This is a genomic window from Micromonospora sp. WMMD1082 (assembly GCF_029626175.1).
Lineage (GTDB): Bacteria > Actinomycetota > Actinomycetes > Mycobacteriales > Micromonosporaceae > Micromonospora.
This window is the reverse complement of sequence record NZ_JARUBM010000002.1, coordinates 5,029,884-5,056,781: the sequence shown is the minus strand read 5'-3', so window position 1 is coordinate 5,056,781 and position 26,898 is coordinate 5,029,884. Positions and strand designations below refer to the sequence as shown.

Sequence of the window (26,898 nt, the reverse complement as noted above, 5' to 3'; positions counted from 1 at the left end):
GCGGCCTCGGGAGCAGGATCCACCCCAGCCCTCCCGGCGTGGAGGGCGTGAAACGAATCCACTTCCGTGACAGTCTGTTGAGGACATGGTTACGTCATGTTTGGCGATTTTCTCTACTCCCCTGGAGGGCGCATGGAACGTGAGCAGAGCGTGGATCTGATCCGCGTCCAGTTTCGCAAGCAGCGGGCGTTGGCCGGCATGACCCAGGAGGAGTTCGGCAAGCGTATGAACTACTCGGGCTCGATGGTGTCCGCTGTGGAGACCGGCACCCGCGCGGTGGACCTGCCGTACGCCCGCCGGGCGGACAAGATCCTGGAAACCAGCGGCCTCTTCGAACACCTGCTGTGCTCCGCCCGACTGGACGGCCAACCCGTCTGGTTCATGCCCTGGCTGAAGGCCGAGCGCGCCGCCCGGCAACTGCGCTACCGGAATGCGGGCCAGTGCTCTGGCCTTCAGGCCGGGGGGTGAAGGCCCGCGCTGGGAGGGCGGCCAAGGCCCGAGCAGTGCCTTAGACCGGGCGGTTCTGCTGCTCGATGTACTGCTTCACAATCGAGAGCGGGGCGCCGCCGACGGAGCCTGCGAAGTACGAGCCCGACCAAAGCTTGTTGGCCCGGTAGTAGTGCCGCCGTAGGTCGGGGAACTCTTGGCGGAGCCGACGGGACGACACACCCTTAAGCGAGTTGACCAGCTTGGCGAGGGCGACCTTGGGCGGGAAGTTGACGAGCAGGTGGACGTGGCTGTTCTCCCCGTTGAACTCGACCAGTTCGGTCTCGAAGTCCCGGCACACGTCCCGCACGATCTCCTCCATTCGGGCGAGGTGCCGGTCGCTGAACACCCTGTGCCGAAACTTCGTGACGAAGACCAAGTGAGCATGCAGAGCAAAAACGCAGTGCCTACCAGTGCGGATGCCTTCGAGGTCAGCCATAAACCAATGATACAGTGGCGTCGTGCAGCTCCGTTACAACTACCGGCTCTACCCGGACACCGCTCAGCGCGAAACGCTGGCCCGGTCGTTCGGGTGCGCTCGCGTGGTGTTCAACGACGGGCTGCGTCTGCGTCAACAAGCACGCGAGGCGGGCGAGAAGTACGTCTCGGACGCCGAACTGTCGAAGCGGATCATCACGCAGGCCAAGACGACCCCGGAACGGGCTTGGCTGGGCGAGGTGTCGTCGGTAGTGCTCCAGCAGGCCTTGGCCGATCTGAACGTGGCGTACCGCAACTTCTTCGCCTCGGTCACGGGCAAGCGCAAGGGCCGCAAGCTGGCGCCGCCCCGGTTCCGGTCGCGCAAGGACAACCGGCAGGCCATCCGGTTCACGAAGAACTCCCGGTTCAAGGTGCTCGACAACGGACGACTGCGGCTGCCGAAGATCGGCGAGGTGCCGGTCCGGTGGTCGCGGAGCCTGCCGTCCGAGGCCAGCTCGGTCACGGTGATCCGGGACGCGGCCGGGCGGTACTTCGCCTCGTTCGTCGTGCAGGTGACCGACGCGGCGTTACCGCCGGTCGAATCCGAGATCGGGATCGACCTCGGGCTGACCCACTTCGCGGTCATGTCCGACGGCACGAAGGTGGCCGCGCCGAAGTTCCTGCGCCGCGCGGCCCGCAAGCTCAAGCGGTTGCAGCAGGATCTGTCCCGCAAACAGCGGGGCAGCAACCGCCGCAAGAAAGCCGTCGTGAAGGTCGCCAGGGCACACACCCACGTGGCCGACACCCGGCGGGACTGGCAGCACAAACTGTCCACGAGCATCGTTCGCGACAACCAAGCGATCTATGTCGAGGACCTGTGCGTCGTCGGTCTCAGCCGGACCCGGCTGGCGAAGTCCGTGCACGATGCGGGGTGGGCGAGTTTCACCGGCATGTTGGAGTACAAGGCCGCCCGCTGGGGGCGGACCTTCGGCCGGGTGGATCGGTTCTTCCCGTCCACCCGGATGTGCTCCGACTGTGGACGGGTCAACGAGAAGATGGCGCTGAACGTCCGAGCGTGGGACTGCCCCTGTGGAGCAGCCCACGACCGGGACGTCAACGCCGCGAAGAACGTCAAGGCCGCCGGACAGGCGGACTTCAACGCCCGTAGAGCGCACGTAAGACCGGCATCCGTGCCAGCGGCGCGCAACGAAGCGGGAACCCACCCGGACACCGCGCGGTCCACGCGCAGCGTGGAGGGAATCTCCGTCCTTTAGGGCGGAGAGGATGTCAAACTTCTGGCCAGATGGGAATGCGTGAGGGGCGTCGCCCTCCCCGAAGACCTCTCGGTCGCCCTGATCAAGGAAGTGGAGAGCCAGCATGGACCTCAGTAGCGCCCGTTGGCGCAAGTCCACCCGCAGCAATTCATCCGGCGGCGAGTGTGTCGAGGTGGCCGACAACCTGGCCGGGGTGGTCGCCGTCCGCGACAGCAAGGACCCGTCCGGGCCGGTGCTCGCCTTCGACCCGACCGCCTGGCAGTCGTTCCTCGGGCTCGCGAAGCGCCACTGACCGCGTACACCCTGAAGGCCCCGCCCCGGTGGGGCCTTCAGGCCGTGCGGCGACTCCCAGCGGGTCCGCAGCTCGACATCGTGGGCGGCCGTCAGCGGGTGGTCGTCAGGCCGAGCCAGGTGGCGAGGTTCTCGATCTCGGCGTCGACGTCGGCGGTCATCTCCCGGGTGAAGGGGACGTCCTCGTGCAGGGCGTTGACCACGAGGGTGCCCGCCTTGCGGTCGGCGGTCGCGTCCAGCTTGCCGACGAGCCGATCATGATGGAGTACGGGTAGGGCGAAGTAGCCCCACCGGCGCTTGTCCCGAGGCTTGTACATCTCCAGGAAGTACTCGAAGCCGAACAACTGCTCGGTGCGTACCCGATCATGGATCAACCGGTCGAACGGCGACAGCAGCGCGGTGCGCCCCTCGAACGGCAGCCCGAGGTACGCCGGATCGACCCGCCAGGTCCCGGGCACGCCCTCGACCACGGCCTCCTCTCCCGCGTCGCCGACGTACGGCGACTCACCCGGGGTCACGGTGCCGCCGGAGCGGGCGATGCCCAACGCGGCGAGCCGGCGCTCGTTGCGCCGCCGCACCGCCTCGTCCGGGTCGAGGTCGGGCAGCTCGACGGCGTACACCCGCTCGGGAAGGTCCCAGTAGCGCTGCCGTCCCATAGAGGCTGTCGGGAAACCTCGCGACGGCTGCGGCGGGCCCAGCCGACGACCGGCGGCGTTGGAGATCGGCCCGGATACAACACCGGTATCCGAACCAATCTCCGCCTTGCCGGATCGCCGCCTGGACTCCGCCTCGCTCGCCCCGGGGTTTCCCGACAGCCTCTTACGGCCGGAGATCGCCACCTGGCCCTGCCGGGCCAGCAGTTCGAGCATCTTGGTGACGTTGCGGTTGTTGGTCCAGCCGCTCGACGGCCACGGCACCACGCTGGTGTCGGGGATGTCCCGGGACAGCAGCGGCCCCCGCTCCGCCAGCAGCGCCAGGATGTCCCGGCGGAACGACTCGTTGCGCTCGATCCACTCCCGGGCGCCCGGATGGGTCGCGGCGCGCGCCTCGGCGAGCACGGCGGGCAGGTCGCGTGGCGGCCGGACGTAGGCGACCGTCTCGACCAGGGTCCGCTCGACCTCGATCGCCGTGGTCAGGTGCGCGGGGTGGTAGGCCGGGCCGAGCCGGCTCCACAGCACGAGATCGGCGCTCGGTGCGATGGCCGCCGTCGGGTCGAGCTGCACCATCGTCAGGCGCTCGACGACACCCACGAGATCGGTCGGACGCGGTACGGCGAGCAACTGCGCGTGGATCGCGATCCGGCGGGCCTCGTCCCGCGTCAGTCGATGGGCGACCATGCCGCCGACCCTAGTCCACCGGCGCTGTCCCGTGCCGCCCGGCGGTGTTTCGTCGCCGAGGGACGGGGAATGCCGGGCCACTTCGTCCAAGCAGCCGACCGGAAGGCGGTCCAGGTGAGCGCAGAGCACGTCGGCAGCCAGGTGCCGGCCGACCCGTGGCCCCTGCCCCGCGGGGCCACCGTCGCGGACCACATCGTGCAACGGCTCGCCTGCTGGGGCGTCCGCCGCTACTTCGGCTTCCCCGGCGACGGCATCAACGGCATGACCTCCGCCCTGCAACGCAGGACCGAGCAGACGCAGTTCGTCCAGGTGCGGCACGAGGAGACGGCCGGGTTCGCCGCGTCGGCGCACGTCAAGTACGGCGGCGGGCCGATCGGTGCCGTCCTGGTGACCAGCGGTCCGGGCGCCATTCATGCGCTCAACGGCCTCTACGACGCCAAGCTGGACCACCAACCCGTGGTGGCGCTGGTCGGGCACACCGCGCTCACCGCCGAGGGCGGCGGCTACTACCAGGAGGTGGACCTGCTCGCCCTCTACAAGGACGTCGCGGCGGCGTTCCTGGCCCAGCTCGACCACCCCTCCCAGGTGCGGCACCTGGTCGACCGGGCCTGCCGGACCGCGCTGGCCCGGCGTACCGTCACCGCCCTGGTCCTGCCGCTCGACGTGCAGGACCTGGCGGCGGTGCCCAACCCGCCGCACGCGCACGGCTACTACCACACCAGCAGCGTGCCCAGCAGCGGCCCGACGGTGCCGCCGGAGGCGGACATCCGGCACGCCGCCCAGGTGCTGGGCAGCGGCGAGCGGGTGGCCATGCTGGTCGGCCAGGGCGCGCTCGGCGCCGAGAACGAGGTACGCGAGGTGGCCCACCGCCTCGGTGCGGGCGTGGCCACGGCGCTGCTCGGGTTCACCACCGTGGACCATCGGGAGCCGTGGGTCACCGGTGCCGTCGGCCTGCTCGGCACCCGGCCCAGTTGGCAGTTGATGAACCAGTGCGACCGGCTGCTCATCGTCGGCAGCAACATGCCGTACTCGGAGTTCTACCCGCCACCCGGCCAGGCGCGGGCGGTGCAGATCGACCACGATGGCACCCAGCTGGGCCTGCGGTACCCGACCGAGGTGAACCTGACCGGCGACGCCGCCCCCACCCTGCGGGCCCTGCTGCGTGAGCTGGGGCCCGGGCCGGGGCCGACCCGCTGGCGGCAGACCGTCGCCGGGGCCACTGCCGCCTGGCGGCAGTCGCAGCGGGAGCTGGCCGAGCAGAACGCCAACCCGGTCAACCCGCAGCTCCTCTTCGCCGCCCTCAGCGAGCGGCTGCCCGACGACGTGCTGCTCGCCGTGGACTGCGGCACCACCACCGCCTGGTACGCCCGGCACGTCAAGGTCCGCCCGGGGATGCTGGCCAGCCTGTCGGGCACGCTGCTGTCGATGGGTGGCGCCATGCCGTACGCCCTCGCGGCCAAGTTCGCCCACCCGGACCGCCCGCTGGTGGCCCTCATCGGCGACGGCGCGATGCAGATGAACGGCGTCAACGAGCTGATCACGGTGGCGAAGTACTGGCAGGGCTGGGCGGACCCGCGCTTCGTGGTGCTGGTGCTCAACAACCGGGACCTGGCGTTCGTCAGCTGGGAGCAGCGCTCCACCGAGGGCACCCCGATGTTCCCGGACAGCCAGCAGCTGCCCGACATCGCGTACCACCGCTGGGGCGAGGTGCTGGGGCTGCGCGGCGAGTTGGTCGACCACCCGGACCAGGTGCCGGACGCCTGGGACCGGGCGCTGCGCGCCGACCGTCCCACGGTGATCAACGCGCTGGTCGACCCCGCCGAGCTGATGATGCCGCCGCACTTCACCGCCGAACAGGCCCGCAAGACCGCCGCGGCGGTGCTGCGCGGCGACACCGACTGGGCCGGCATCATCCGCCGTGGCCTACCCAGCGTCGTCACCACCTACCGCCCCCGCCGCACCCCCTAGCCCCCGCCCACCCCCGGGCGGGCGGGGCAGGAGCGGGGTTGGGTTAGCCGCGGTCTCGCAGCCAGCGGCGGAGGTCGGACAGCGGGTCGGTGCCGCGGTCGGTGGCGGGAGTGCGTTCGACGGGGCGGCGGGGGTCGCCGACCAGGGCCCGGCTGGGCGGGGTGAACGCCTGCTCGGGCTGGCCGTCGACGGCGGTGTCGATGATCCGGGCGACCGCGTCGATCACCCTGGCCTGCACGGCGCTGCCGACCAGGTCGGTGGGGTCGTCCGGGTTGGCGGCGATGCCGGCGACCGCGACCTGCGGGGTGTACCCGACGAAGCTCTCCGTCGCCGCCCCGTCCGAGCTGCCGGTCTTGCCGGCCACCGGCCGGCCGTCGAGGATCCGGTTCACGGCGGTGGCGGTGCCGCCGTTGCACTGCCCGAACGCGGACTGCTGGCCGACCGGGCAGCGCGCCGCGTCGGTGGCGGCGCGGGCCACGTCGGCGTCGAGCACCCGCTGGCAGGACGGGTCGCCGACCGGCAACCGTCCGCCGTCGGGCGCGGTCACCGAGATCACCGGCAGCGGCGTGCAGTACGTCCCCTCGGCCGCCACGGTGGCGTACGCGTTGGCCAGGTCGAGCGGGGTGGTGGCGGCCACGCCGAGGGTGAACGCGCCCCAGTCGGCCGCGTCGTGCTCGGCGAAGTCGGCGTCGGACTCGGCGCGGAAGGTGATGCCCAGCCGCTGCGCCATCTCGACCACCTTGTCCTGGCCGACCTGCTCGGCCAGCCAGACGAAGTACGTGTTGACCGAGCGGCCGAAGCCGTCCCACATCATCCGGTAGCCGTCCATCCACTGCGGGTTGGCGTTGGCCGGGCACCAGCGGCCCGCGCAGCTGCTGTCGTCGTCGCCGGCCGGGTACCGGGTGGGCAGTCGGCTGGGCGCGTCGAACCCGGTCGACAGGGGCCGGCCGGATTCCAGCGCGGCGAGCATGGTGAACAGCTTGAACGTCGAGCCGGCCTGGTAGCCGGCCACCCCACCGCCGCCGGAGATCAGCGGGTTGACGGTGTTCGGGTAGTTGGCCTGCCCGTCCGGGTTGGCGTCGAGGCCGTAGTGCCGGTTGACCGCCATGGCGAGGACGCGGCCGGTGCCGGGCTGCACCGCGGCGATCGGCAGGGCGCGCGGGTTGTCGTACCCGTACACGCTGGTGGCCTGCTGCTGCGCGGCGGCCTGGATCTTCGGGTCCAGCGTGGTGACGACGGTGTAGCCGCCCCGGCGCAGCGCCTGCTCGCGCTCGGCGACGGTGTCGCCGAACTGGGGCTGGGCGATCCACCATCGGCGCAGGTAGTCGCAGAAGAAGCCCCAGCCGTCGCGGGCGCTGGCGGTGGCGGCGCAGCCGTTGGCCTGCTCGCTCGGGTCCAGGGTCAGCTCCTCGGCCCGGGCCCGGGCGGCCTGCTCGGCGGTGATCGCCCCGGTTTCGGCCATCGCGTCCAGCACGTACCCGCGCCGGGTCAGCGCCGCATCGGCGTCACCGTCGATCGGGCTGTACGCCTCCGGCGCCTGCACCAGTCCGGCGAGCAGGGCCGCCTCGGCGAGGGTCAGCTCGGCCGGTGCCTTGGAGAAGTAGCGCTGGCTCGCGGCGGCGATGCCGTACGCCCCGGAGCCGAAGTACGCGATGTTGAGGTAGCGGTTGAGGATCTCGTCCTTGCCCAGGCGCTGCTCCAGCGCGTTGGCGTACCGGATCTCCTGGAGCTTGCGCACCACGGTCTGCTCGGTGGCCGCGGCCCGCTCCTCGGCGGTGCGGCCGGGGTCGGTCTTGAGCACGTTGCGCACGTACTGCATGGTCAGCGTCGAACCGCCCTGCTCGGTGCCCTCGGTGACGTTGCTGACCAGGGCGCGCAGCATGCCGCGCAGGTCGACCCCGCCGTGGTCGTAGAAGCGTCGGTCCTCGGCGGCCACGATCGCCTGCCGCATCACCGGGGCGATCTCCGTCAGCGGCACGTCGGTGCGGTTGACGTCGTAGAACGTGGTGATCAACGTCGTGCCGTCGCTGGCGTAGAGGTAGGAGCGCTGCGGGGTGGCCGGGGTCCGCAGCGCCTCCGGTAGCGCGGCGTAGTTGCCGAGGGCCGCCCGCGCGGCGAAACCGAGCAGCAGGTTGCCCGGCAGCGCGGCGACCGCGAGGACCAGGCCGGCGAGCACGCCGGTCAGCAGCACGGTGAACAGCCGCGACAGCGGCGTGGGGGTGGCCATGGTCACCAGGATTGCCGCGAAAGCCACCTTCCGACCACCACCAGCGCCCGGTTGTCAGGTAACTCACCGTGAGTTGCCAACAACCTTTACGCTGGTCAGCCCGCCAGCAGGTCAGGCGGCGCCGAGCGGACCCGCACCGCCGGGGCCCACCGGTCCGGCCGGACCGGCCGTGGCGACGCTGGCACTGGTGGCGTCGCGGAGGATCTCCCTCGGCATCAGGCGGCCCGACCGGTAGCAGATGCCGATGCCCGCGATCAGCACGAAGATCGCCCCGAAGGTCTGCAGGGAGCCGATCAGCGCCCCACCGAGGCCGAGCAGCGGGCTGGCGATGATCAGCATCGTCCCGTCCCCGATGCTGAACATGCCCGACCGGGCCACCGCCCAGCCGGTGAGCAGCCAGCCCACGCTGTAGCAGGTCGCACCGACCAGCACCAGCGACCGGGCGGTGGTGCCGAAGACCGGGGTCTGCTCGGACAGCCCCGCGAAGGGCAGCATCAGCACCGTACCGGCGATGCTGACCAGCAGCCCGGCCACCGCGGCATGGCGGCTACGGGTGGCGGCGAGCAGGCCGGCCAGCCCGAGCAGGGCCAGCAGGCCGAGCCAGACCGCGGCCACCCAGCCGATCAGATACAACGGCCGCCCGTCGGCCGGGTACGGGTCGTTGCCCACCCCACCGTCGCTGGCCATCGCCACCGCGCCGTAGAGGATCGCGTACGCCGGCAGCAGCCAGACCGCCGCGCGGGCCAGCCGCCGCAGCGACCAGGCCCAGCTGGCGTTGGTGGCCGGTCCGAGCGGCGCCGGCTCGTCGACGAAGGGAAGTACGCCGAACCCCCCACCCGTACGCCGGGTGCCGAGCGGCCCGTCGGGGTCGTGTGCTCCGGACACCTCCGGGGTGGACCACAGCCGCCGCACCGGCTCCATGCGTCACCTCGCTCACCACGGGCGGTGCCGGGACACGCCGAGGCGCCCCGATGCCTGGTCACCACCCGCCTCAACAGCGATCGTGACAGGCACCGGAGCGCCTCATGAGTCTTTCTCGCATTTGCCCGTGGTGCCGCCGAGCGCCGAGCGCGTAACGGCCGCGAGCCGGCCCGAACGGCCGGAACCGGCCCGAACCGCCGCAGCGGTCCGGGCCGGCGTTGGATCAGCCCCGCTCGCGCTGGTCGGCCGGATCGTTGACCAGGCTCGCCGGCGAGACCGGCTCCGGGGCGGGTAGCCCCTGCGGCCCCGTGCCGCCGGTGGCCTGCGCCTCGGCGACGCGTACCTCGTCGTGGATCTCCTGGGCCGCCAGGGCGGCGGCCTGCGCCGCCTCGGCGGCCTCCCGCTCGACCGCGCTGGCGTCGTCGGAGGCCTCCTTGCTCGGGGCGTCGCCGACCATCTGGCTCAGCCCACCGAGTGCGCCGCCCATGCCCTCCAGGGCCTTGGTCAACTCGGCCGGCACGATCCACACCTTGTTCGCCGTGCCGTTGGCGATCTGCGGCAGGGCCTGGAGGTACTGGTACGCGAGCACCTTCTGGCTCGGGTTGGCCTGGTGGATGGCGTCGAACACGGTCCGGATCGCCTTGGCCTGGCCCTCGGCCTGGAGGATGCGGGCCTGCCGGTCACCGTCGGCGCGCAGCACCGCCGCCTGCTTCTCACCCTCGGCGGAGAGGATCTGCGACTGCTTGTGGCCCTCGGCGTTCAGGATCGCGGCCCGGCGGTCCCGCTCGGCGCGCATCTGCTTCTCCATCGAGTCGCGGATGCTCGGCGGCGGCTCGATCGCCTTGATCTCGACCCGGGTCACCTTGATGCCCCACCGTCCGGTCGTCTCGTCCAGCACGCCGGAGAGGTGCCGGTTGATCTCCTCGCGGCTGGTCAGCGCGCGCTCCAGGTCCAGCGAACCGATCACGTTACGCAGGGTGGTGACGGTGAGCTGCTCGATCGCCTGGAGGAAGTTGGAGATCTCGTAGGTGGCCCGGACGGAGTCCACGACCTTGAAGTAGAGGACGGTGTCGATCGACACGACGAGGTTGTCCGAGGTGATCACCGGCTGCGGCGGGAAGCTCACCACCTGCTCGCGCATGTCGACCTTGGTACGCACCGCGTCCACGAACGGCACGAGGATGTTCAGCCCCGGGTTCAGGGTGCGCTTGTACCGACCGAGCCGCTCGACCACGTCCTGACGCTGCTGCGGCACGATCCGCACCGACTTGGCCAGAGTGATCACCGAGATCAGCGCCACGGCTATCAATAGGACGGGGAATACGAATTCCATCCGTTCACCTTTCCGCTTCGGGTAGCTCACCGGGCGTCGAAACGTCCCGCCAGACCAGGGCTACCGCTCCCTTGACCTGGATAACCTGCACCCGTTCGCCGGGTGCGAAAACCTGGGTGGCGTCGTACGCGCGGGCGCTCCACAACTCGCCGTCGATCTTCACCCTGCCCTGGTCGGCATCGACCTGCTCCAGCACCAGGGCGGTGGAACCCTCGATCGCCTCCACGCCGAACGCGGTGTCGCCGCTCTCCATCGCCGTCTGCTTGTGCCGCTGGATGACCGGACGCGCGGCGAGCACGGTCAACGCCGACACCGCGGCGAAGACCACCGCCTGCACCGCCACCGGCGCACCGAGCGCGGCGGCGCCGGCAGCGGCGAACGCACCGACCGCGAACATGATCAAGAATAGCGTCGCCGTGAAGATCTCAGCGACCGCCAATACCACACCCAGCACGATCCACAGCACGGCATCCACACCACGATCGTGACATGGCAACGCACGTGTCATCGAACTGTCATGATCGTAGGCCCGATACCGCTCCTATCGAGGGAGGCCCCGTTGCCCCTGCTGCCCGAGACCGCCCGGCAGGTCGACGCCCTGGTGGCCGACGCGCAGGCCGCCAACCACGTCCCGTCGCTGGTCGTCGGCGTGGTGCGCGACGGCACGCTGGCACACCTGGCCACGGCCGGCACGCACCCCCGACCCGACGCCGACCTGCAGTACCGCGTCGGCTCGATCACCAAGACGATGACCGCCGTGCTGCTCATGCAGGAACGCGACGCCGGCCGCCTGGCGCTGGCCGACCCGCTGCGGCGGCACCTGCCCGAGGTGAGCGCCGCCGGCGAGGTCACGCTGCGGCAGCTGCTCGGGCACGCCGGCGGCCTGCAACGCGAGCCCGACGGTCCGTGGTGGGAACGCAGCGAGGGCGTCGACCTGGCCACCCTGCTGGCCGGGTTCTCCGCCGCGAAGATCGCGTACCCGCCGCACCGCGCGTGGCACTATTCCAACCTGGCGTACGGGCTGCTCGGCGGGGTGCTGGAGCGGCTCACCGGTACGCCGTGGGCGCGGCTGGTGCACGAGCGGATCCTCGCGCCGCTGGACATGCAGCGCACCACGTACGCGGCCGCCGAGCCGTTCGCCCGGGGCTACGTGGTGCACCCGTGGCACGGCACCCTGCGGGAGGAGCCGCGTACCGACAGCGGGGCGATGGCCCCGGCCGGGCAGCTCTGGTCCACCGCGACGGACCTCGCCCGCTGGGCGGCCTTCCTCGCCGACCCCGACCCGGCCGTGCTCGCCCCGGGCACCCTCGACGAGATGTGTGCCCCGGTGGTCCTCAGCGACCTCGAATCCTGGCGCGGCGGATACGGCCTCGGGATCCAGCTGACCCGCCTGGGGGACCGGATCCACGTCGGGCACGGCGGCTCGATGCCCGGCTACGTCGCCGCCCTGGCCGTGCACCGCCGCAGCCGCACCGGCATCGTCGGCTTCGCCAACTCGTACGGCTTCCGCACCGGCTCCCTCGGCGCGCTCGGCCACCGGGTCCTGACCCGGGTGCTCGACGCCGAGCCGGCACCGGCCCACCCGTGGCGCCCGGTCGACACCCCGCCCCCGGCCGACCTCGCCCCGCTCACCGGCCGGTGGTGGTGGATGGGCACCCCGCTCGACCTCAGCTGGGACCGCGACACCGGGGAGTTGGTCGGCACGGTGCGCGGCGACCGGATCAGCCGCTACGCCCCGGCGGGCACCGACCGGTGGCGTGGCGTCAGCGGCATCGAGAACGGCGAGGTGCTGACGGTGTCGCGGGACGCGGCCGGCCATCCCGTCGCGCTCGACATCGCCACCTTCGTCTTCACCCGTACCCCCGATGACGAACCCTGACCGGCGCCCGGCCGGCACCTCAGGGCGGGGTCGACCTGACCACCACCGCCTCCGGGACCGGTGACGGCGGATCCGGCCGGCGGCGGGCCAGGCGGCGTACGGCGGTGTTGAGCACGGCGATCAGTGGTACGGCGACGAGCGCGCCGACGATGCCCTCCAGCACCACCCCGGCGGTCACCGCCAGGACGACGGGCAGCGGGTGCAGGGCCACCGCCCGGCCCATGATCCACGGTTGGAGGACGTTCCCCTCCACCTGCTGCACCACGATCACCGCCCCGAAGATGATCAGCGCGGTGACCCAGCCGCCGTCGACGAGCGCGACCAGGACCGCCACCGCTCCGGACAGCGTCGCACCGACGATCGGGATGAACGCACCGAGGAACACCAGGGCGGCCAGCGGGAAGGCGAACGGCACGTCGAACAGCACGAGCGCGATCCCGATGCCCATCGCGTCGATGAAGGCCACCAGCACCGTGGCTCGCACGTAGGCCACCAGGGTCAGCCAGGAGGCGCGCCCGGCGTCGTCGACCCGCCAGCGGGCGGCCACCGGGAACAGCCCCACGAGGAACCGCCAGATCCGGCCACCGTCCCGGAGGAAGAAGAACGTGGCGAACAGCACCAGCAGGGCGCCGGTGAACAACTCGACCACGGTGCCCGCGGTGGAGATCGCACCGCTGGTCAACGCCTGGGAGTTCTCGTTGATCCAGCTCTGCCCGGCCTCGATGTACCGGTTGAGCTGCCCGTCGGAGAGGTTCAGCGGGCCGTCCCGCAGCCAGTTCTGGATCTGCCCGATGCCGGCCGCGGCGCTGGAACTCAGCTCGGGCAGACCCACGATGAACTGGTTGACCACCAGGGTCAGCGTGCCGACCACCGCGGCCAGCCCGCCGATCAGGACCACCGCGGTGGCCAGCGTGCGGGGGAACCGGGCGCGCAGCAGCCAACCGACGGCCGGCGCGAGCAACGCGGCGAGCAGCAACGCCACCAGCAACGGGACGATGACGATGCGGACGGCACCCAGGACCCGCAGCAACGCCCAGCCGACGATCCCGATGACGATGAGCCGCCACGACCAGGCGGCGGCGATCCGCAGCGCCCGGGGCACGTCCGCGTCGTCGCGGCTCGTCGTCGACAGGGCACCGTCGTCCGCGGGCCGGACGGGCTCGGGTTCGGGGATCAGCCCGTCCGCATCCTCCGCACGCCGGATGCGCTCCCGCTCACGGGCCGCACGCACCGACTCACGTCCCGTCTCGTACGCCTGGCGCAGCCGCTGCCGCAGCTGTTGGAACCGGCTCAAGGGCGCACCCCCGGGGGTGTTAGGGACCTGGCCGTCCACGGTAGCGGTCCGCGCCGTCGCGGCTCACGCGGGCTCGGTCACGAAGTCGATCAACCGCTCCATCGCGTTGATCAATGGCGTCTCCACGTCGGCGAACGTGTTCACCCTGGACAGGATGTGCCGCCACATGTCGGCCGGTTCGGCGACGCCGAGCGCGGCGCAGACGCCCTCCTTCCACGGCCGCCCCGGTGGCACCACCGGCCACGCCGCGATGCCCAGCGCCGACGGCTTCACCGCCTGCCACACGTCGACGTACGGGTGGCCGGTGACGAGGACGTACGGGGAGTCGACCCGGGCCACGATGCGGCTCTCCTTGGAGCCGGGCACCAGGTGGTCGACCAGCACGCCGAGCCGCCGACCCGGTCCGGGGCCGAAGTCGCGTACCTCGGCGTCGAGGGCGTCGATGCCCGACAGCGGCTCCACGACCACGCCCTCGACGCGCAGGTCGTCGCCCCAGATCCGCTCGACCAGGGCGGCGTCGTGCCCGCCCTCCACCCAGATCCGGCTGGCCCGGGCGACCCGGGCGGGTGCCCCGTCCACCGCCACCGAGCCCGACGCGGTGCGGCGCCGGGCCGCCGGCACCGGGGGCCGGGCGGGGCGACGCAGCGTGACCGCGTGACCGTCGAGCAGGAACGCGGCCGGCAGCAGTGGGAAGTTGCGCCGCCGCCGGTGCCGGTCCTCCAGCACGACCGCGCCGGAGTCGAAGCCGACCACCGCACCGCAGAACCCCGATTCGGCGTCCTCGACCACGAGGCCCGGTTCGGCGTCGACCTCAGGGGTCACCCTCCGGCGCCGCCAGTCCCCCGCCAACACGTCATCGCCATACCGCCGCCCCATACCCACCCAAGCTAATCCACCCACCCGCACCCCGCCCTCCGACACACCCCTCCCCCACCCACGGCCTCCGATCATGCGGTTGTGGCATCCGGCAAAAAGCCGTGAACACCGCGAACCGCCCAGTACAACTGCATGATCGGCGCGACGGGGAGGTGTGGGCGCGGCAGTCGAGACAGGGGCGGGCGTCACCACGTACTCTTTCGGCATGTCCACCCCCGCTGCGGGTGCGGCCATCCTCGCGCCGCGCCGGTCGAGCCGGTTCGTTGCCTGGGTGCGCGCCTGGCGCGCCGGGCTCGTGCCCTTCGACGAGGTCGCCGGTGCGGTCGCCGGCGACGAGGAGCACCTGGTCGCCGACGCGCCCGGCACCTGGATGGACGTGCCGCTGCGGGAGGCCCTGCCCACCCTGGCCAAGCTCTCGCCCGACGAGATCCGGCTGGTGCTACCGGCCCCGGGCGACCCCCGCGGCCTGCCCGGCCCGGGCGACTTCGCCGGTGCCGCACTGCTGGCCGGCGAGGCGGTGATCGCCGGCGCGCTGGGCCTGATCCCCGAGGTCCGCGTGCACACCTCCGGCTCCGGGGACACGTTCGAGACGGTTCTCTGGCGGGTCCACCCGCTGCCGGCGGACGCCCCCGCCGCCTCGCTCACCCTGCCCGGCGCCGCCGAGGCGGAGGCGGAGCTGGCCGCCGCGCTGGCCGACACGACCGCCGCGCTCACCCGGCTCGACGTCGCCCAGTGGCGCCCGGAGCTGGCCGGAGCCCTGGAGGCGCTGCGCCGTCCCGACGGCACCACCGACCTGCCGCCCGGGTTCGACCCACGGGCCCGCCGGCTGTTCGCCCGCGCCGCCGTGCTCGACCGGGTGCTCGCCCTCGCCGGGCACGCGGCACCGGGCGGCGCGGTCAACAACCACGAGGCCCAGCAGCGCGACGCCGCCCTGCGCCCGCTCACCGCCGCCTGCCGCCAGGCCCTGGTGGCCGCCTGCAACGCCCCCCTCCGCCCCTGACGGTCCCCCTGGGGGCCGCGGGGGTCAGACCTCGTCGATCAGGTCGGCGACGGAGTTGACGATCCGGGAGGGCCGGTACGGGTAGCGTTCCGCCTCCGCGCGGGTGCTGATCCCGGTGAGCACGAGGACCGTCTCCAGCCCGGCCTCCAGGCCGCAGAGGATGTCGGTGTCCATCCGATCGCCGATCATCGCGGTGCTCTCCGAGTGCGCGTTGATCGTGTTCAGGGCCGAACGCATCATCATCGGGTTCGGCTTGCCGACGAAGTACGGCTCCACGCCGGTCGCCTTGGAGATCATCGCGGCGACCGAGCCGGCGGCCGGCAGGGCACCCTCGACGGACGGGCCGGTGGCGTCGGGGTTGGTGCAGATGAACCGGGCCCCGTCGTTGATCAGCCGGACCGCCTTGGTGATCGCCTCGAAGCTGTAGGTACGGGTCTCCCCCAGCACCACGTAGTCGGGGGCGAAGTCGCTGAGCACGTAGCCCACCGCGTGCAGGGCCGTGGTCAGCCCGGCCTCCCCGATCACGTACGCGGTGCCGCCCGGCCGCTGGTCCGCCAGGAACTGCCCGGTGGCCAGGGCGGACGACCAGATCGCCTGCTCCGGCACGTCCAGACCCATCCGGGCCAGCCGGGCCTGCAGGTCTCGCGGGGTGTAGATGGAGTTGTTGGTCAGCACCAGGAACGGCTTGCCGGAGGAACGCAGCCGGGCGATGAACTCCGGCGCGCCGGGCACCGGCTGGCCCTCGTGCACCAGCACGCCATCCATGTCGGTGAGCCAACTCTCGACGGGTTTACGGTCATGCATGGTCGTCATTCCCAGGGGTGTCGGAGTCGCCGGAACAGTCAGGACGGGCGGTCAGCACCGGCGGTCAGGCCGGGCGGCGGGGCGGGACGCAGCAGACCGTGGGGCAGGTGTCCCACATCGGCAGCTCGCCGAGGCGGCGACGCCGGCCCGCCCCGTCCGGCTCGATCCGTTCCCGCACCAGCTCCCGGACCATGGTCACGAAACGCGGGTCGGTGCCGGGCGTGCCGGCGCGGACGAAGTCCAGGCCGAGCTGTTTCGCCGTGTCCAGTGCCTCGGTGTCGAGGTCCCACACCACCTCTAGGTGGTCGGAGACGAAGCCGATCGGGCTGACCACCACAGCGGTCACGCCCTGCCCGGCGAGCGTGGCCAGGTGGTCGTTGACGTCCGGCTCCAGCCACGGCACGTGCGGCGGGCCGGAGCGGCTCTGCCAGACCAGGTCGTACGGCAGGTCCGGGGCCGCCGCCGCGTGCACCAGCCGGGTCGCCTCGGCGAGCTGGGCGGTGTATCGACCGCCGTGCGGGCCGGCGCTGTCGGCCATCGAGACCGGGACGGAGTGCGCGGTGAAGACGAGCCGGGTGCTGTCCCGTAGCGCGGGGTCGAGCTGGGCCAGCGCCGCGCGTACCGCGTCGACGTGCGGCTCGACGAAGCCGGGATGGTCCCAGAACTGGCGCAGCTTCTCGATCACCGGGGCGTCCGGGCCGACCGCCGCCCGGGCGGCGGTGATGTCCTCCTGGTACTGCCGGCAGGAGGAGTATCCGCCGAAGGCGCTGGTGACGAACGCCAGCGCCCGCCGTACGCCGTCGTCGCGCATCTGCGCCACGGTGTCGGCGAGCATCGGGTTCCAGTTCCGGTTGCCCCAGTACACCGGCAGGTCGAGGTCGTGGGCGGCGAAGTCCGCGCGGACCGCCGCCAGCAGTTCCCGGCACTGCTGGTTGATCGGTGACACCCCGCCGAAGTGCTGGTAGTGCTCGGCGACCTCGGCCAGCCGCTGCGGCGGGATGCCCCGGCCCCGCGTCACGTTCTGCAGGAAGGGCAGCACGTCGTCCGGCCCCTCCGGGCCACCGAAGGAGACCAGCACCACCGCGTCGTACCCCATGGGCCCATTCTTGCCGGTGGCCGGCGGCGACCCGGCAACGCCCCCGGGTCGCGGCCGTTAACAGGGCTGCCTGCGGTGCCCAGGCGTGAGAGTCGGCTAGGCGCCGATGGCGTGGAAGCCGCCGTCGACGTGCACGATCTCACCGGTGGTGGCCGGGAACCAGTCCGACAGCAGCGCCAGGCAGGCGCGGGCGGCCGGCTCCTGGTCGGTCAGATCCCAGCCCAGCGGAGCCCGCTTGGTCCAGGCGTCCTCGAACTGTTCGAAGCCGGGGATCGACTTGGCGGCCATGGTGCGCAGCGGACCGGCGGCCACCAGGTTGCTGCGGATGCCCTGCTTGCCCAGGTGCAGGGCGACATAGCGGGAGACGGACTCCAGCCCGGCCTTGGCCACGCCCATCCAGTCGTAGACCTGCCACGCCTGGCTGGCGTCGAAGGTCAGCCCGACCACCGCGCCGCCCGGCGACATCAGCGGCAGCGCCGCGATGGCCAGGGACTTGTAGGAGTACGTCGAGACGTGCAGCGCCGTCGCCACGTCCTCCCAGGAGGCGTCGAGGAACCCGCCGCCGATGCAGCTCTGCGGCGCGAAGCCGATGGAGTGCACCACCCCGTCGAGGCCGTCGACGTGCTCCCGGACCTTGTCGGCCAGCCCGGCGAGGTGCTCGGTGCTGGTCACGTCCAGCTCGATCACCGGAGCCGGCTCGGGCAGCCGCTTGGCGATCCGCTCCACGAGCGAGAGCCGGCCGTAGCCGGTGAGCACGACCTGGGCGCCGTTCTCCTGGGCGAGCTTCGCCACCGAGAAGGCGATCGAGGCGTCGGTGATGACGCCGGTGACGAGCAGCCGCTTACCGGCCAGCAGTCCAGACATTACGCTCATTCCTCCGTGCTATCTCAGTGGCCCATGCCCAAGCCACCGTCGACCGGGATGACGGCACCGGAGACGTAACCGGCGCTGTCGGCGGCCAGCCAGGTGACCACCGCGGCGACCTCCTCCGGGCTGGCCATCCGGCCCGCCGGAATCGACTTGAGGATCTCCGCCTTGCGCTGCTCCGACAGTGCGCCGGTCATGTCGGTCTCGATGAAGCCGGGCGCGATCACGTTCGCGGTGATGTTGCGGCTGCCCAGCTCCCGGGTGATTGATCGGGCCACGCCGACCAGCCCGGCCTTGCTCGCCGCGTAGTTGACCTGGCCGGCGCCGCCGAAGAGGCCGACCACCGAGGAGACGAAGATCATACGCCCCCACCTGGCCCGCAGCATCTTCGTTGCGGCCCGCTTGGCGCAGCGGTACGCGCCGGTCAGGTTGGTGTCCAGTACCCGGGTGAACTGCTCCTCGGACATCCGCAGCAGCAACGTGTCGTCGGTGATCCCGGCGTTGGCGACCAGCACCTCCACCGGCCCGAGTTCCGCCTCGACGCCGGTGAAGGCGGCGTCCACCGACGCGGCGTCGGTGATGTCGCACTGCACGCCGAACAGCCCGTCCGGCGCGCCGCTGCCCCGGTGGGTGACCGCCACCCGGTCGCCCTGCTTGGCAAAGGCCCGTGCGATGGCCAGACCGATGCCACGGTTGCCGCCGGTGACCAGCACTGTTCGAGACACGGTGTGTCCTCCCCCAAAGATCGCTGCGGGTTGGAGACTAGGCGCTACCGGACGGTAATTACTAACCCGCCCCACGTCATACCGGGGTACGACCCGGGTGATCACCCCGTGGGTGCACGACGGCGACACCGGACGGAACTACCCTGCGGGGAATGGACCGCCGTCCCGCCCGTATCGCCCTCGCGGCCCTGCGCCGCGTCGTGGCCGGGCCGGACTATCCCGCGACCCGGCCGCCACTGGCCCGGCTGCGACCCCGGCCCCGCACGGCCGCCGCCCTGCGGACCCTCGGACTGCTGGCCCTGCTCGGCCTGGCCCTGGTCACCGCGCAGTTCCTGCTGGACTCGCGCCAGCTGCCCGTCGCCACCGCCTGGGTGATCGCGCTCCTCACCGTCGCACCGCTGCCGGTCCTGCTCACCCGGCCGCTGCTGGCCTGGCGGATCATGCTCGTCGGGCAGTTGTTCGGCACCTTCAACCGGCGGCCGACGGACGGCGCCGTGGTGGTGAGCCCGGTGGCGTACGAGTCCTGGCCGTGGAGCCCGACCCAGGTCCTGGTCATCCTCGTCGTGCTCGCGGTCGTGGCCGCCCGGGTCGACCGGGCCGTCCTGGCCTGGATCGGGCTGCTCAGCCTCATCCCGGTCTGGATCTTCGTGGCACCGAGCAGCCAGGTCGGCGTCAGCCTGCTGTTCGTGGTGCTGCTCATCGTGGGGGACCTGGTGCGCGGCAACCTGCTCACCCGCCGGGCCCTCGCCGAGCAGGCGGAACTCGGCGAGTTGGAGAAGGCGCGGCGCGCGGTGCTGGAGGAGCGCGCCCGCATCGCGCGGGAACTGCACGACGTCGTCGCGCACCACATGTCGATGATCGCCGTGCAGGCGGAGACCGCGCCGTACCGGCTCGCCGCCGTACCCGACCCGGCCCGGGCCGAGTTCGCCGCCATCGCCGATTCCGCCCGGGCGGCGCTGACCGACATGCGGCGGCTGCTGGGCGTGCTGCGCAGCGAGTCGGAGGATCCGCAGACCGCCCCGCAGCCGGGCCTGGCCGAGCTGCCCGCGCTGGTGGCCGCCGCCCACCGGGCCGGCATGACGGTGACCCTGGACACCGATGTCGCCGCCGAGCCGTCGGCACCGGTCGGGCTGGCCGCGTACCGCATCGTCCAGGAAGGGCTGGCCAACGCGGCCCGCCATGCGGCCGGCGCCGAGGTGCGCGTCACGGTGCGGGACCGGGCCGGCGTCCTGACGGTACGCGTGCACAACGCCGCCGGCGGCAGCCCGGCCGGACCGGACGCCCGCGGTGGCGGGCAGGGTCTGGCCGGCATGCGGGAACGGGCCGTTTCCCTCGGCGGCAGCTTCACCGCCTGTCCCACCCCGGAAGGTGGCTACGCGATCGAGGCGCTGCTGCCCACCGACGCGGCGCCCCGCGACGACCCGGACCGACCGAGCGCCCCGGACCGACCCGGCGAGCCAGGACGGGCCGACGAGCGGATGGGAGGGGCGCCGTGATCCGGGTGCTGATCGCCGACGACCAGGCGATGGTCCGGCAGGGCTTCGGCGCCCTCCTCGCCGCCCAGCCGGACCTGCTGGTGGTCGGCGACGCCGCCGACGGTGCCCAGGCGGTCGCCGAGGCCCGCCGACTCGACCCGGACGTGGTGCTGATGGATGTGCGGATGCCGGTGCTCGACGGCCTCGCCGCGACCCGCAAGCTGCTCGGCGACCGGCCGGCCGACCGGCCCCGGGTGCTCATCCTCACCACCTTCGACCTGGACGACTACGTCTACGAGGCACTGCGCGCCGGTGCCAGCGGGTTCCTGCTCAAGGACGCACCGGCCGCCGACCTGGTGCACGCGGTACGGGTGGTCGCCGCCGGCGACGCGCTGCTCGCCCCGACCGTCACCCGCCGGCTGATCGCCGAGTTCGCGGCCCGACCGCAGCGCCAGCGGCACCGACCCACCGCGCTCGCCGGGCTCACCCCCCGCGAGACCGAGGTGCTGCGGCTGATCGCCCGAGGCCGCTCCAACACCGAGATCGCGGGCGAGCTGGTCGTCGCCGAGCAGACCGTCAAGACCCACGTCGGCCGGATCCTGGCCAAGCTCCGGCTGCGCGACCGCGCCCAGGCCGTGGTGCTCGCGTACGAGACCGGGCTGGTCGCCGCCGGGGAGTAGTACCCGGGTAGCGGGCCGGGAACGGCTCCCCGGGTTGACGTCGAGCGCCCGGCCGAGGACGCACGCTGCACACCTCGACGGTGTGGAGGGAGCGGGTCATGGTGTGCAGGGATCTCCTCCGGGTGGGCCTCGCGGCGTTGCTCGGTGCCGGGCTGGTGGTGCCACCGGCGGGAACACCCGCCGCGCCCGCGGGCTTCGTCGAGGCGTACCCGTCGACCGCCGCCGCGATGGACGCCGCCGGGACGCCGTACGCCGGCTGGGCGGCCCAGGGGCGGCGGTTCCTGACCTTCGACCCGGACGGCGACGGCCGGGCCGTGGAGGTGCTCGGCGACCTCGCCACCGCGGACCGGATCGCCGTCCTGGTGCCCGGTGTGGGCAACCGGCTGGCCGACTTCGACCGTGGACTGGGCGGTGTGTCCCGGCGTGCCCCCGCCCGGCAGGCCCGGGATCTGCAGGCTGCGGTGCGCGCGGCCGATCCGTACGCCCGGGTCGCGGTCCTGGCCTGGCTCGGCTACGACCCGCCCGACGGCGTCGCCGCGGCGGCCACCCCGGCCAGCGCCCGCCGGGGCGCCGCTGACCTCGGCGGCCAGCTACGGACGCTGGCCGGGCAGCGGCCCACCGCCCGGATCACCCTGATCGGGCACAGCTACGGCGCGCTGGTCGTCGGGCTGGCCGCCGTCGACGCCCCGCCGCAGGTCACCGACGTGGTCGCCCTCGGGGGCGTGGGGGTCGGCGTGGACCGCGCCGACCGGTTCGGCCGGGTACGCGTCTGGGCGGCCGAGGCGCCGGACGACTGGATCCGCCGGGTGCCGCAGCTACGGCTGCCCGGGGTGGGACACGGCGTACGGCCGGGCGACCCGTCCTTCGGTGCGCGACCGCTGCCGGTCGCCGCCACCGGACACGACGGATACCTCCTGCCCGCCGGGCCGACCCTGGCCGCGGTCGCGGCGGTGGTGCTGCACGGCGCGACCGACCCGGCCGCGCCGGTCGCCGGCACGTCCGACCCGGAAGCGGCGATCACGAGAGCTGGCGGCACGGGCGCGGGCACGGCGGGCGCGGCGCAGCGCGGCGGAGCGACGGCGAGGGCCGGGCGGTGAACGGCGACCGGGCCGGGGCGCGTCCCCGCCGCGACCCCGCCGTCGACGGGTTGCGGGCGTACGCGGTCGTCGGGGTGGTGCTCGGCCACTGGCTGGTCACCGGCCTGGTACTCGACGTCGACGGCACCCTGCGCCAGGCCAGTCCGCTGACCGCGATGCCGGCCCTGGCGCCGGCCAGCTGGGTGTTGCAGACCCTCGGGCTGTTCTTCTTCGCCGCCGGGTACGCCTCGGCCCGCTCGGCCGCCCGGCACCCCGGCCCGGGCTGGTTCGGCCGACGGTTGCGCCGGCTGGTCCTGCCGGCGGTGGCGCTGCTCGGCACGGGCGCGGCCGTACTGCTGGCCGGTTCCGTCGCCGGTGTGCCGGACCGCACCCTCTCCCTGGCGCTGACCCTGGCGATCAGTCCGCTGTGGTTCCTGGCCCCGCTGCTCGTCCTGCTCTCGCTCACCCGCCCGCTGCGCGCCGCCGTACGCCGATGGGGCACGCTGCGCTGCGCCGTCGCGGCGGCGGCCGTGGTGGGCGCCGCCGACCTGGCCGCCCGGTTGCTGCCGGCCGGCACCGGGCCGCCGCCGGTGTCCGTGCTGGCGGCCTGGGCGGTGCCGTACGTGCTGGGACTGGCCCACGCCGACGGCCGGCTGGGCGGACGGCGGGACGCGTTGCGGCTGATCGCCACCGGAGCCGCCGGACTCGCGGCCGTGCTCGCGCTCGGTTACCCGGTCAGCGCGGTCGGGGTGCCCGGGGACGGGCGGTCCAATCTCGATCCACCGTCCCTGCTCGTGGTGGCGCTCGCGGTGACCCAGGTCGGTCTCGGCCTGCTGGCCCGGCCGGCGCTGACCCGGCTGCTGCGCCGGCCGCTGCCCCGCCGGCTGGTCGGCGAGGTCAACCGGCACGCGGTACGCGTCTATCTCTGGCACCAGCCGGTGCTGGTCGGGGTGGCCGCGCTCGCCACCCACGCCGGCGCCACCCTGCCGGGGCTGCACACCAGCCCCGACGGCCCGGCCTGGCTGCTGGCCCGGCTCGGCTGGCTGCCGGTGCTCACCGTGGTCCTGCTGGGCCTGGTGCGGCGACGCGATCCCAGACCACAAGATCATCGACCGACGACGGCCCGCACCATCGCCGGCCAGCCCGCCGCCGGCGGATGAACGGCGACGCTCCGTGGGCCGCTCGGCCGAGTGCGTCGATCCCGCGCGCCGGGTGTACGATGATCAGCGTTTGCGGGTCGCCCGGCGGCCCGTGCCGCCCGGAACCCGACCCCAGGAGGTGATCGCTGTGCCAGATAGCGATCCTCCCAGTCGTGGCCGGGCCGATCGCCAGCCACGCTGAGCTGCGCTCCGCCTGAGCTGGCCCCGCTCCCGCGCCCCACCCCCGCACCCCGGCACCCGAGTCGGGGTGGCCGAGCGGGCGGGTGCGACCGGAAGCCGTCCGGTCACGACTTCGTGTGTGCGTCCTGTTCCGCCCCCTGCGGTCCGCCCTGCCCCGGGCCGCCGAGTCGCCACCGTCGGAGCCGTCATGAGCCGCTACGTCGCCCCGCTGGGCTTCACCCTCGCCGCCGTCTGGGTAGCCGTCCTCTTCGTCCTAGCCAGCGCCAACCACTGACCCCCACCAGAGTTCGCGTTGATCATGAGGTTAGCGAGGGTTTTAGAGATCAAACTCCCCGCTAACCTCATGATCAACGCGGCTGGAGGCGGGGTGGGGTGGGGCGTTAGAGGAGGCGGGGGGACCAGAGGAGGCTGAGGGCGCCGGCGCAGAGGGCCAGCAGCAGGGCGATGCCGGCGTACCACTGGGTGATCTCCCGGGGTTCGGTGCGGAACCCGATCGAGCTGCCCATGTCCTGGTACACCTGCTTCAGCTCGCTCACCGTGGCCGCCTCGTAGAAGAAGCCTTCGGTGGTCTCGGCCAGATCCGCGAGGGCGAGCCGGTCCACCGGCACCCGCTGCAGCTGACCGCCGATGTCGACGTGGCCGGAATCGGTGCCGAAGGCGATGGTGGAGACCGGCACGTTCGCCGCCTGCGCCGCCGCGGCCGCCTCCTCCACCGAGCGCCCGGCCGTGCGGTAGCCGTCCGACAGCAGCACGATCCGGGCCGGCGGGATGCCCGACGCGCCGTCGGCCGGCACCGAGCGGATCGCCTCCAGGCAGGTGAAGACCGCCTCGCCGGTCGCCGTCGCCTCGGCCAGCACCAGCCCGTCGATGGCGCTGGTCACCGCCGGCCGGTCCTTGGTCGGCGGCACCAGCACGTTGGCCGACTTGGCGAACGAGACCAGCCCCACGTTGTACGTCTCGGGCAGCTCGGCCACGAACTGCTTGGCTGCCTCCTGAGCGGCCTCCAGCCGGTTCGGTGCCACGTCGTCGGCCTGCATGGACAGCGACACGTCGATGGCCAGCATGATGGTGGCCCGCTCCAACGGCTCCCGGGTGTCCATCGCGGGCCGGGCGAGCGCGCCGGCCAGCACCAGCAGGGCCAGCAGGAACGCGGCCGCCGGCACGTGCCGCCGCCAGCCCAGACCCTTCGGCGCCACGGTACGCAGCAGGTCCACGTTGGTGAACCGCATCGCGTACTCCCGGCGGCGCAGCTGCCGCCAGACGTACAGCGCGGCGAGGGCGAGCACCGGCAGCACGGCCAGCAGCCACCACGGTTGCAGCAGTCGGATCATCGTGTCGTCCCCCGGGTGCGGGCGTGCCGCTGCGCGGCCACGAAGCGCACCATGTCCAGCAGCCAGTCTCGGTCCGTACGCAGTCGCAGGTGGCCGGCGCCGGCGGCGCGCAACGCGGCGGAGATCTCCGCGCGCTGGGCGGTGGCGGCCGCCGCGTAGCGGTGCCGTAGGCCCGGGTCGGCGGTCTGCACCTCGTGCAACTCGCCGGTCTCCGGGTCGACCACCGGGAGCACCCCCACGTCGGGCAGTTCCAGCTCCCGCGGGTCGACCACCTCGACCGCGAGCAGATCGTGCCGCACCCGCAGCTTGCGCAGCGGACGCTCCCACTGCGCCACCGGGGCGAGGAAGTCGGAGATGACCACCGCGACACCGCGCCGCCGGGGCGGGCGGTTGAGCATGTCGACCAGCGCGCCGAGATCACCGCGACCCGGCCGGATCTCGGTGCCGGCGATGGCGCGCAGCATGCCCTGTGCCTCCTTGCGCCCGGACCGGGCGGGCAGCCGGACCAGGCGACCCGGGCCGGCCACCGGCGGTGTTCCCCGCCGGCCACGCCGGGGCACCGGGGCGTCGCCGCCGCTGCCGACGACCGCGCCGATCCGGTTGCCGCCCCGCACGGTCAGGTGGGTGATCGCTGCCGCCGCCGCGACCACCACGTCCCGCTTGAGCCACCGCCCGGTGCCGAAGTCCAGGCTCGCCGAGAGGTCCACCGCCAGCCACGTCTCCAGCTCACGGTCGGCCACCGTACGCCGCACGTGCGGCGTGGTGGTGCGGGCGGTTACCGGCCAGTCCATCCGGCGCACGTCGTCGCCGGGGCGGTACTCCCGTGACTCCCCCGCCTCGCTGCCCGGCCCGGGCAGCAGGCCGGCGTAGTCGCCCTGCAACAGGCCGTCGAGCTTGCGGGTGACCAGCAGTTGCAGCCGGGACAGCACCGCGTCGGAACGGTGGGTGGCCGCCACCGCGGGGCGGTCCGGACCGCCGGGTCGAGGGGTGGTCGAGGTCACGGCCGCTGCCCGGGCCACCCCGGGGTCGGTGCCACGGCGCCGGTCGGCGGCGTGGCCTGTTGCCGGGGTGCCACCGACGGCAGCGGGATGGTCGACATCACCCGGTGCACCACGTGGTCGGCCGGCACGTCGTCGGCGAGCGCGTCGTAGCTGAGCACCAGCCGGTGCCGCAGGATGTCCGGCGCGATGTCCTGCACGTCCTGTGGCAGGGCGTAGTCGCGCCCGCGTAGCAGCGCCAGCGCCCGGCTCGCCCGGACCAGCCCGAGCGAGGCCCGTGGGCTGGCGCCGTACTGGATCAGTTGCGCGACGTCGGGCATGCCGTGTTCGGCCGGCGTACGCGTGGCCAGCACCAGTCGGACCGCGTAGTCGACCAGGGCGTTGTGCACGAAGACCTGGTCGGCCTTCTGCTGCAGGGCGATCAGATCCTCGGTGTCGAACACCGCGGTGGGCTCGGGCGGCGTCACGCCCATCCGGTAGACGATCTCCCGCTCCTCGGCGTCGGTCGGGTACCCCACGATGATCTTCATCAGGAACCGGTCCCGCTGCGCCTCCGGCAGCGGATAGACCCCCTCCTGCTCGATCGGGTTCTGCGTCGCCATCACCAGGAACGGGTTCGGCACCCGGTGGCTCTCGCCCCCGATCGAGACCTGGCGCTCGCTCATCACCTCCAGCAGCGCCGACTGCACCTTCGCCGGCGCGCGGTTGATCTCGTCGGCGAGCAGGAAGTTGACGAAGACCGGGCCCAGCTCCACGTCGAACTTCTCGCTGGACTGCCGGTAGATCCGGGTGCCCATGATGTCGGCCGGCACCAGGTCCGGGGTGAACTGCACCCGGGCGAAGGACCCGCCGACCACCTTGGCGAGGGTCTCCACCGCGAGCGTCTTGGCCACCCCCGGTACGCCCTCCAGCAGGCAGTGCCCCCGGGCGAGCAGCGCGACGAACATCCGCTCGACCATCCGGTCCTGCCCGACGATCACCCGCTTGGTCTCGAACAGCGCCCGCTCCAGCAGGGTGGCGTCCTGGGCCGGGGTGCTCGGCGGCGCGGGCGCCTGCGGTTGCGCCCCGTTCGGCGTCGGGGCGTCGGGCGTGGTCGGCTGGGCCACTGGTCCTCCACAGCGTGATCGGTCGTCGCGGCGTGTGCGGTACTTAGCCTCGCATGCCCGACTGAGTGCCGACGGAGGGAGCGACCGATTTTCGCCA

At 72.9% G+C, this 26,898-nt stretch carries 25 protein-coding genes and 2 pseudogenes; 12 read left to right on the top strand and 15 right to left on the bottom strand.

Annotated elements, in window-relative coordinates; translation table 11 throughout:
- Positions 1 to 132: 132 nt before the first annotated feature.
- Positions 133 to 426, top strand: a pseudogene (locus O7615_RS23320) (helix-turn-helix transcriptional regulator); the annotation flags it as partial.
- An 82-nt stretch (positions 427 to 508) separates the two neighbouring features.
- Here O7615_RS23320 and tnpA read toward each other — a convergent pair.
- Positions 509 to 925 (bottom strand): IS200/IS605 family transposase, encoded by a 417-nt coding sequence (gene tnpA, locus O7615_RS23315; RefSeq protein WP_278179923.1) that lies wholly within the window; start codon positions 923 to 925, stop codon positions 509 to 511.
- 22 nt (positions 926 to 947) lie between these two features.
- Between tnpA and O7615_RS23310 the strand changes: the two genes are divergently transcribed.
- From O7615_RS23310 to O7615_RS23300, 3 genes and pseudogenes are all read left to right on the top strand, one after another.
- The gene (locus O7615_RS23310; RefSeq protein WP_278179922.1) at positions 948 to 2,177 is read left to right on the top strand and encodes a transposase; all 1,230 of its coding nucleotides are present in this window, start codon (positions 948 to 950) and stop codon (positions 2,175 to 2,177) included.
- A gap of 18 nt (positions 2,178 to 2,195) precedes the next feature.
- Positions 2,196 to 2,294: pseudogene (locus tag O7615_RS23305) on the top strand (DNA-binding protein); the annotation flags it as partial.
- The gene (locus O7615_RS23300) at positions 2,281 to 2,469 is read left to right on the top strand and encodes a DUF397 domain-containing protein (protein WP_278179921.1); all 189 of its coding nucleotides are present in this window, start codon (positions 2,281 to 2,283) and stop codon (positions 2,467 to 2,469) included. The pseudogene O7615_RS23305 and the gene O7615_RS23300, both read left to right, overlap by 14 nt.
- Before the next feature lie 91 nt (positions 2,470 to 2,560).
- On the opposite strand, the gene O7615_RS23295 is transcribed toward O7615_RS23300, so the two are convergent.
- On the bottom strand, positions 2,561 to 3,805 hold the full coding sequence (locus O7615_RS23295; RefSeq protein ID WP_278179920.1) for a crosslink repair DNA glycosylase YcaQ family protein: 1,245 nt from the start codon (positions 3,803 to 3,805) through the stop codon (positions 2,561 to 2,563).
- 114 nt (positions 3,806 to 3,919) lie between these two features.
- Here O7615_RS23295 and O7615_RS23290 point away from each other — a divergent pair, with 114 nt between their 5' ends.
- Positions 3,920 to 5,773: a thiamine pyrophosphate-requiring protein gene (locus O7615_RS23290; RefSeq protein WP_278179919.1), complete on the top strand. Its 1,854-nt coding sequence runs from the start codon at positions 3,920 to 3,922 to the stop codon at positions 5,771 to 5,773.
- 43 nt (positions 5,774 to 5,816) lie between these two features.
- Here O7615_RS23290 and O7615_RS23285 read toward each other — a convergent pair whose 3' ends face one another.
- The 4 genes from O7615_RS23285 to O7615_RS23270 all read right to left on the bottom strand — a co-directional run bounded on the left by O7615_RS23285 (position 5,817) and on the right by O7615_RS23270 (position 10,729).
- A complete protein-coding gene (locus O7615_RS23285; protein WP_278182204.1) occupies positions 5,817 to 8,000 on the bottom strand; it encodes a transglycosylase domain-containing protein in 2,184 nt (727 codons plus the stop codon).
- Positions 8,001 to 8,111: 111 nt separating this feature from the next.
- Positions 8,112 to 8,921 (bottom strand): hypothetical protein, encoded by an 810-nt coding sequence (locus O7615_RS23280; RefSeq protein ID WP_278179918.1) that lies wholly within the window; start codon positions 8,919 to 8,921, stop codon positions 8,112 to 8,114.
- Positions 8,922 to 9,144: 223 nt separating this feature from the next.
- Complete coding sequence (locus O7615_RS23275) at positions 9,145 to 10,254, bottom strand: SPFH domain-containing protein (RefSeq protein WP_278179917.1); 1,110 nt, start codon at positions 10,252 to 10,254, stop codon at positions 9,145 to 9,147.
- A gap of 4 nt (positions 10,255 to 10,258) precedes the next feature.
- Positions 10,259 to 10,729 carry an NfeD family protein gene (locus O7615_RS23270; RefSeq protein ID WP_278179916.1) on the bottom strand — a complete coding sequence of 157 codons (471 nt, stop codon included), beginning with the start codon at positions 10,727 to 10,729 and terminating at the stop codon, positions 10,259 to 10,261.
- Between the two features lie 84 nt (positions 10,730 to 10,813).
- On the opposite strand from O7615_RS23270, the gene O7615_RS23265 reads away from it, so the two are divergent.
- Positions 10,814 to 12,133: a serine hydrolase domain-containing protein gene (locus O7615_RS23265; RefSeq protein ID WP_278179915.1), complete on the top strand. Its 1,320-nt coding sequence runs from the start codon at positions 10,814 to 10,816 to the stop codon at positions 12,131 to 12,133.
- Between the two features lie 19 nt (positions 12,134 to 12,152).
- On the opposite strand, the gene O7615_RS23260 is transcribed toward O7615_RS23265, so the two are convergent.
- Both O7615_RS23260 and O7615_RS23255 read right to left on the bottom strand, forming a co-directional pair.
- The gene (locus O7615_RS23260; RefSeq protein ID WP_278179914.1) at positions 12,153 to 13,427 is read right to left on the bottom strand and encodes an AI-2E family transporter; all 1,275 of its coding nucleotides are present in this window, start codon (positions 13,425 to 13,427) and stop codon (positions 12,153 to 12,155) included.
- A gap of 63 nt (positions 13,428 to 13,490) precedes the next feature.
- On the bottom strand, positions 13,491 to 14,303 hold the full coding sequence (locus O7615_RS23255) for a DUF3097 domain-containing protein (RefSeq protein ID WP_278179913.1): 813 nt from the start codon (positions 14,301 to 14,303) through the stop codon (positions 13,491 to 13,493).
- Between the two features lie 205 nt (positions 14,304 to 14,508).
- On the opposite strand from O7615_RS23255, the gene O7615_RS23250 reads away from it, so the two are divergent.
- Entirely contained in the window at positions 14,509 to 15,303 is a 795-nt protein-coding gene (locus O7615_RS23250; RefSeq protein WP_278179912.1) for a hypothetical protein, read from the top strand.
- A 24-nt stretch (positions 15,304 to 15,327) separates the two neighbouring features.
- Here the strand turns inward: O7615_RS23250 and O7615_RS23245 are convergent, their stop codons facing one another.
- The 4 genes from O7615_RS23245 to fabG all read right to left on the bottom strand — a co-directional run bounded on the left by O7615_RS23245 (position 15,328) and on the right by fabG (position 18,795).
- Positions 15,328 to 16,107 carry an HAD-IIA family hydrolase gene (locus O7615_RS23245; protein WP_278179911.1) on the bottom strand — a complete coding sequence of 260 codons (780 nt, stop codon included), beginning with the start codon at positions 16,105 to 16,107 and terminating at the stop codon, positions 15,328 to 15,330.
- 64 nt (positions 16,108 to 16,171) lie between these two features.
- A complete protein-coding gene (locus tag O7615_RS23240) occupies positions 16,172 to 17,203 on the bottom strand; it encodes a ferrochelatase (RefSeq protein WP_278179910.1) in 1,032 nt (343 codons plus the stop codon).
- A gap of 96 nt (positions 17,204 to 17,299) precedes the next feature.
- On the bottom strand, positions 17,300 to 18,067 hold the full coding sequence (gene fabI, locus O7615_RS23235; RefSeq protein WP_278182203.1) for an enoyl-ACP reductase FabI: 768 nt from the start codon (positions 18,065 to 18,067) through the stop codon (positions 17,300 to 17,302).
- Between the two features lie 23 nt (positions 18,068 to 18,090).
- Positions 18,091 to 18,795: a 3-oxoacyl-ACP reductase FabG gene (gene fabG, locus O7615_RS23230; protein WP_278179909.1), complete on the bottom strand. Its 705-nt coding sequence runs from the start codon at positions 18,793 to 18,795 to the stop codon at positions 18,091 to 18,093.
- A gap of 152 nt (positions 18,796 to 18,947) precedes the next feature.
- On the opposite strand from fabG, the gene O7615_RS23225 reads away from it, so the two are divergent.
- From O7615_RS23225 to O7615_RS23205, 5 genes are all read left to right on the top strand, one after another.
- Positions 18,948 to 20,291 (top strand): histidine kinase, encoded by a 1,344-nt coding sequence (locus O7615_RS23225; RefSeq protein WP_278179908.1) that lies wholly within the window; start codon positions 18,948 to 18,950, stop codon positions 20,289 to 20,291.
- The gene (locus tag O7615_RS23220) at positions 20,288 to 20,950 is read left to right on the top strand and encodes a response regulator transcription factor (RefSeq protein WP_278179907.1); all 663 of its coding nucleotides are present in this window, start codon (positions 20,288 to 20,290) and stop codon (positions 20,948 to 20,950) included. The genes O7615_RS23225 and O7615_RS23220 overlap by 4 nt, the downstream gene beginning before the upstream one ends.
- Before the next feature lie 98 nt (positions 20,951 to 21,048).
- Entirely contained in the window at positions 21,049 to 22,047 is a 999-nt protein-coding gene (locus O7615_RS23215) for an alpha/beta hydrolase (protein WP_278179906.1), read from the top strand.
- On the top strand, positions 22,044 to 23,186 hold the full coding sequence (locus O7615_RS23210; RefSeq protein ID WP_278179905.1) for an acyltransferase: 1,143 nt from the start codon (positions 22,044 to 22,046) through the stop codon (positions 23,184 to 23,186). Before O7615_RS23215 ends, O7615_RS23210 begins: the two co-directional genes overlap by 4 nt.
- Before the next feature lie 298 nt (positions 23,187 to 23,484).
- Positions 23,485 to 23,640 (top strand): hypothetical protein, encoded by a 156-nt coding sequence (locus O7615_RS23205; protein ID WP_278179904.1) that lies wholly within the window; start codon positions 23,485 to 23,487, stop codon positions 23,638 to 23,640.
- Positions 23,641 to 23,746: 106 nt separating this feature from the next.
- Here O7615_RS23205 and O7615_RS23200 read toward each other — a convergent pair whose 3' ends face one another.
- Genes O7615_RS23200 through O7615_RS23190 form a run of 3 tightly spaced genes read right to left on the bottom strand, consistent with a single transcriptional unit; the run spans position 23,747 to position 26,801 of the window.
- Entirely contained in the window at positions 23,747 to 24,697 is a 951-nt protein-coding gene (locus O7615_RS23200) for a VWA domain-containing protein (protein ID WP_278179903.1), read from the bottom strand.
- Positions 24,694 to 25,698: a DUF58 domain-containing protein gene (locus tag O7615_RS23195; protein ID WP_278179902.1), complete on the bottom strand. Its 1,005-nt coding sequence runs from the start codon at positions 25,696 to 25,698 to the stop codon at positions 24,694 to 24,696. Before O7615_RS23195 ends, O7615_RS23200 begins: the two co-directional genes overlap by 4 nt.
- The gene (locus tag O7615_RS23190) at positions 25,695 to 26,801 is read right to left on the bottom strand and encodes a MoxR family ATPase (protein ID WP_278179901.1); all 1,107 of its coding nucleotides are present in this window, start codon (positions 26,799 to 26,801) and stop codon (positions 25,695 to 25,697) included. Before O7615_RS23190 ends, O7615_RS23195 begins: the two co-directional genes overlap by 4 nt.
- Positions 26,802 to 26,898 lie beyond the last annotated feature (97 nt).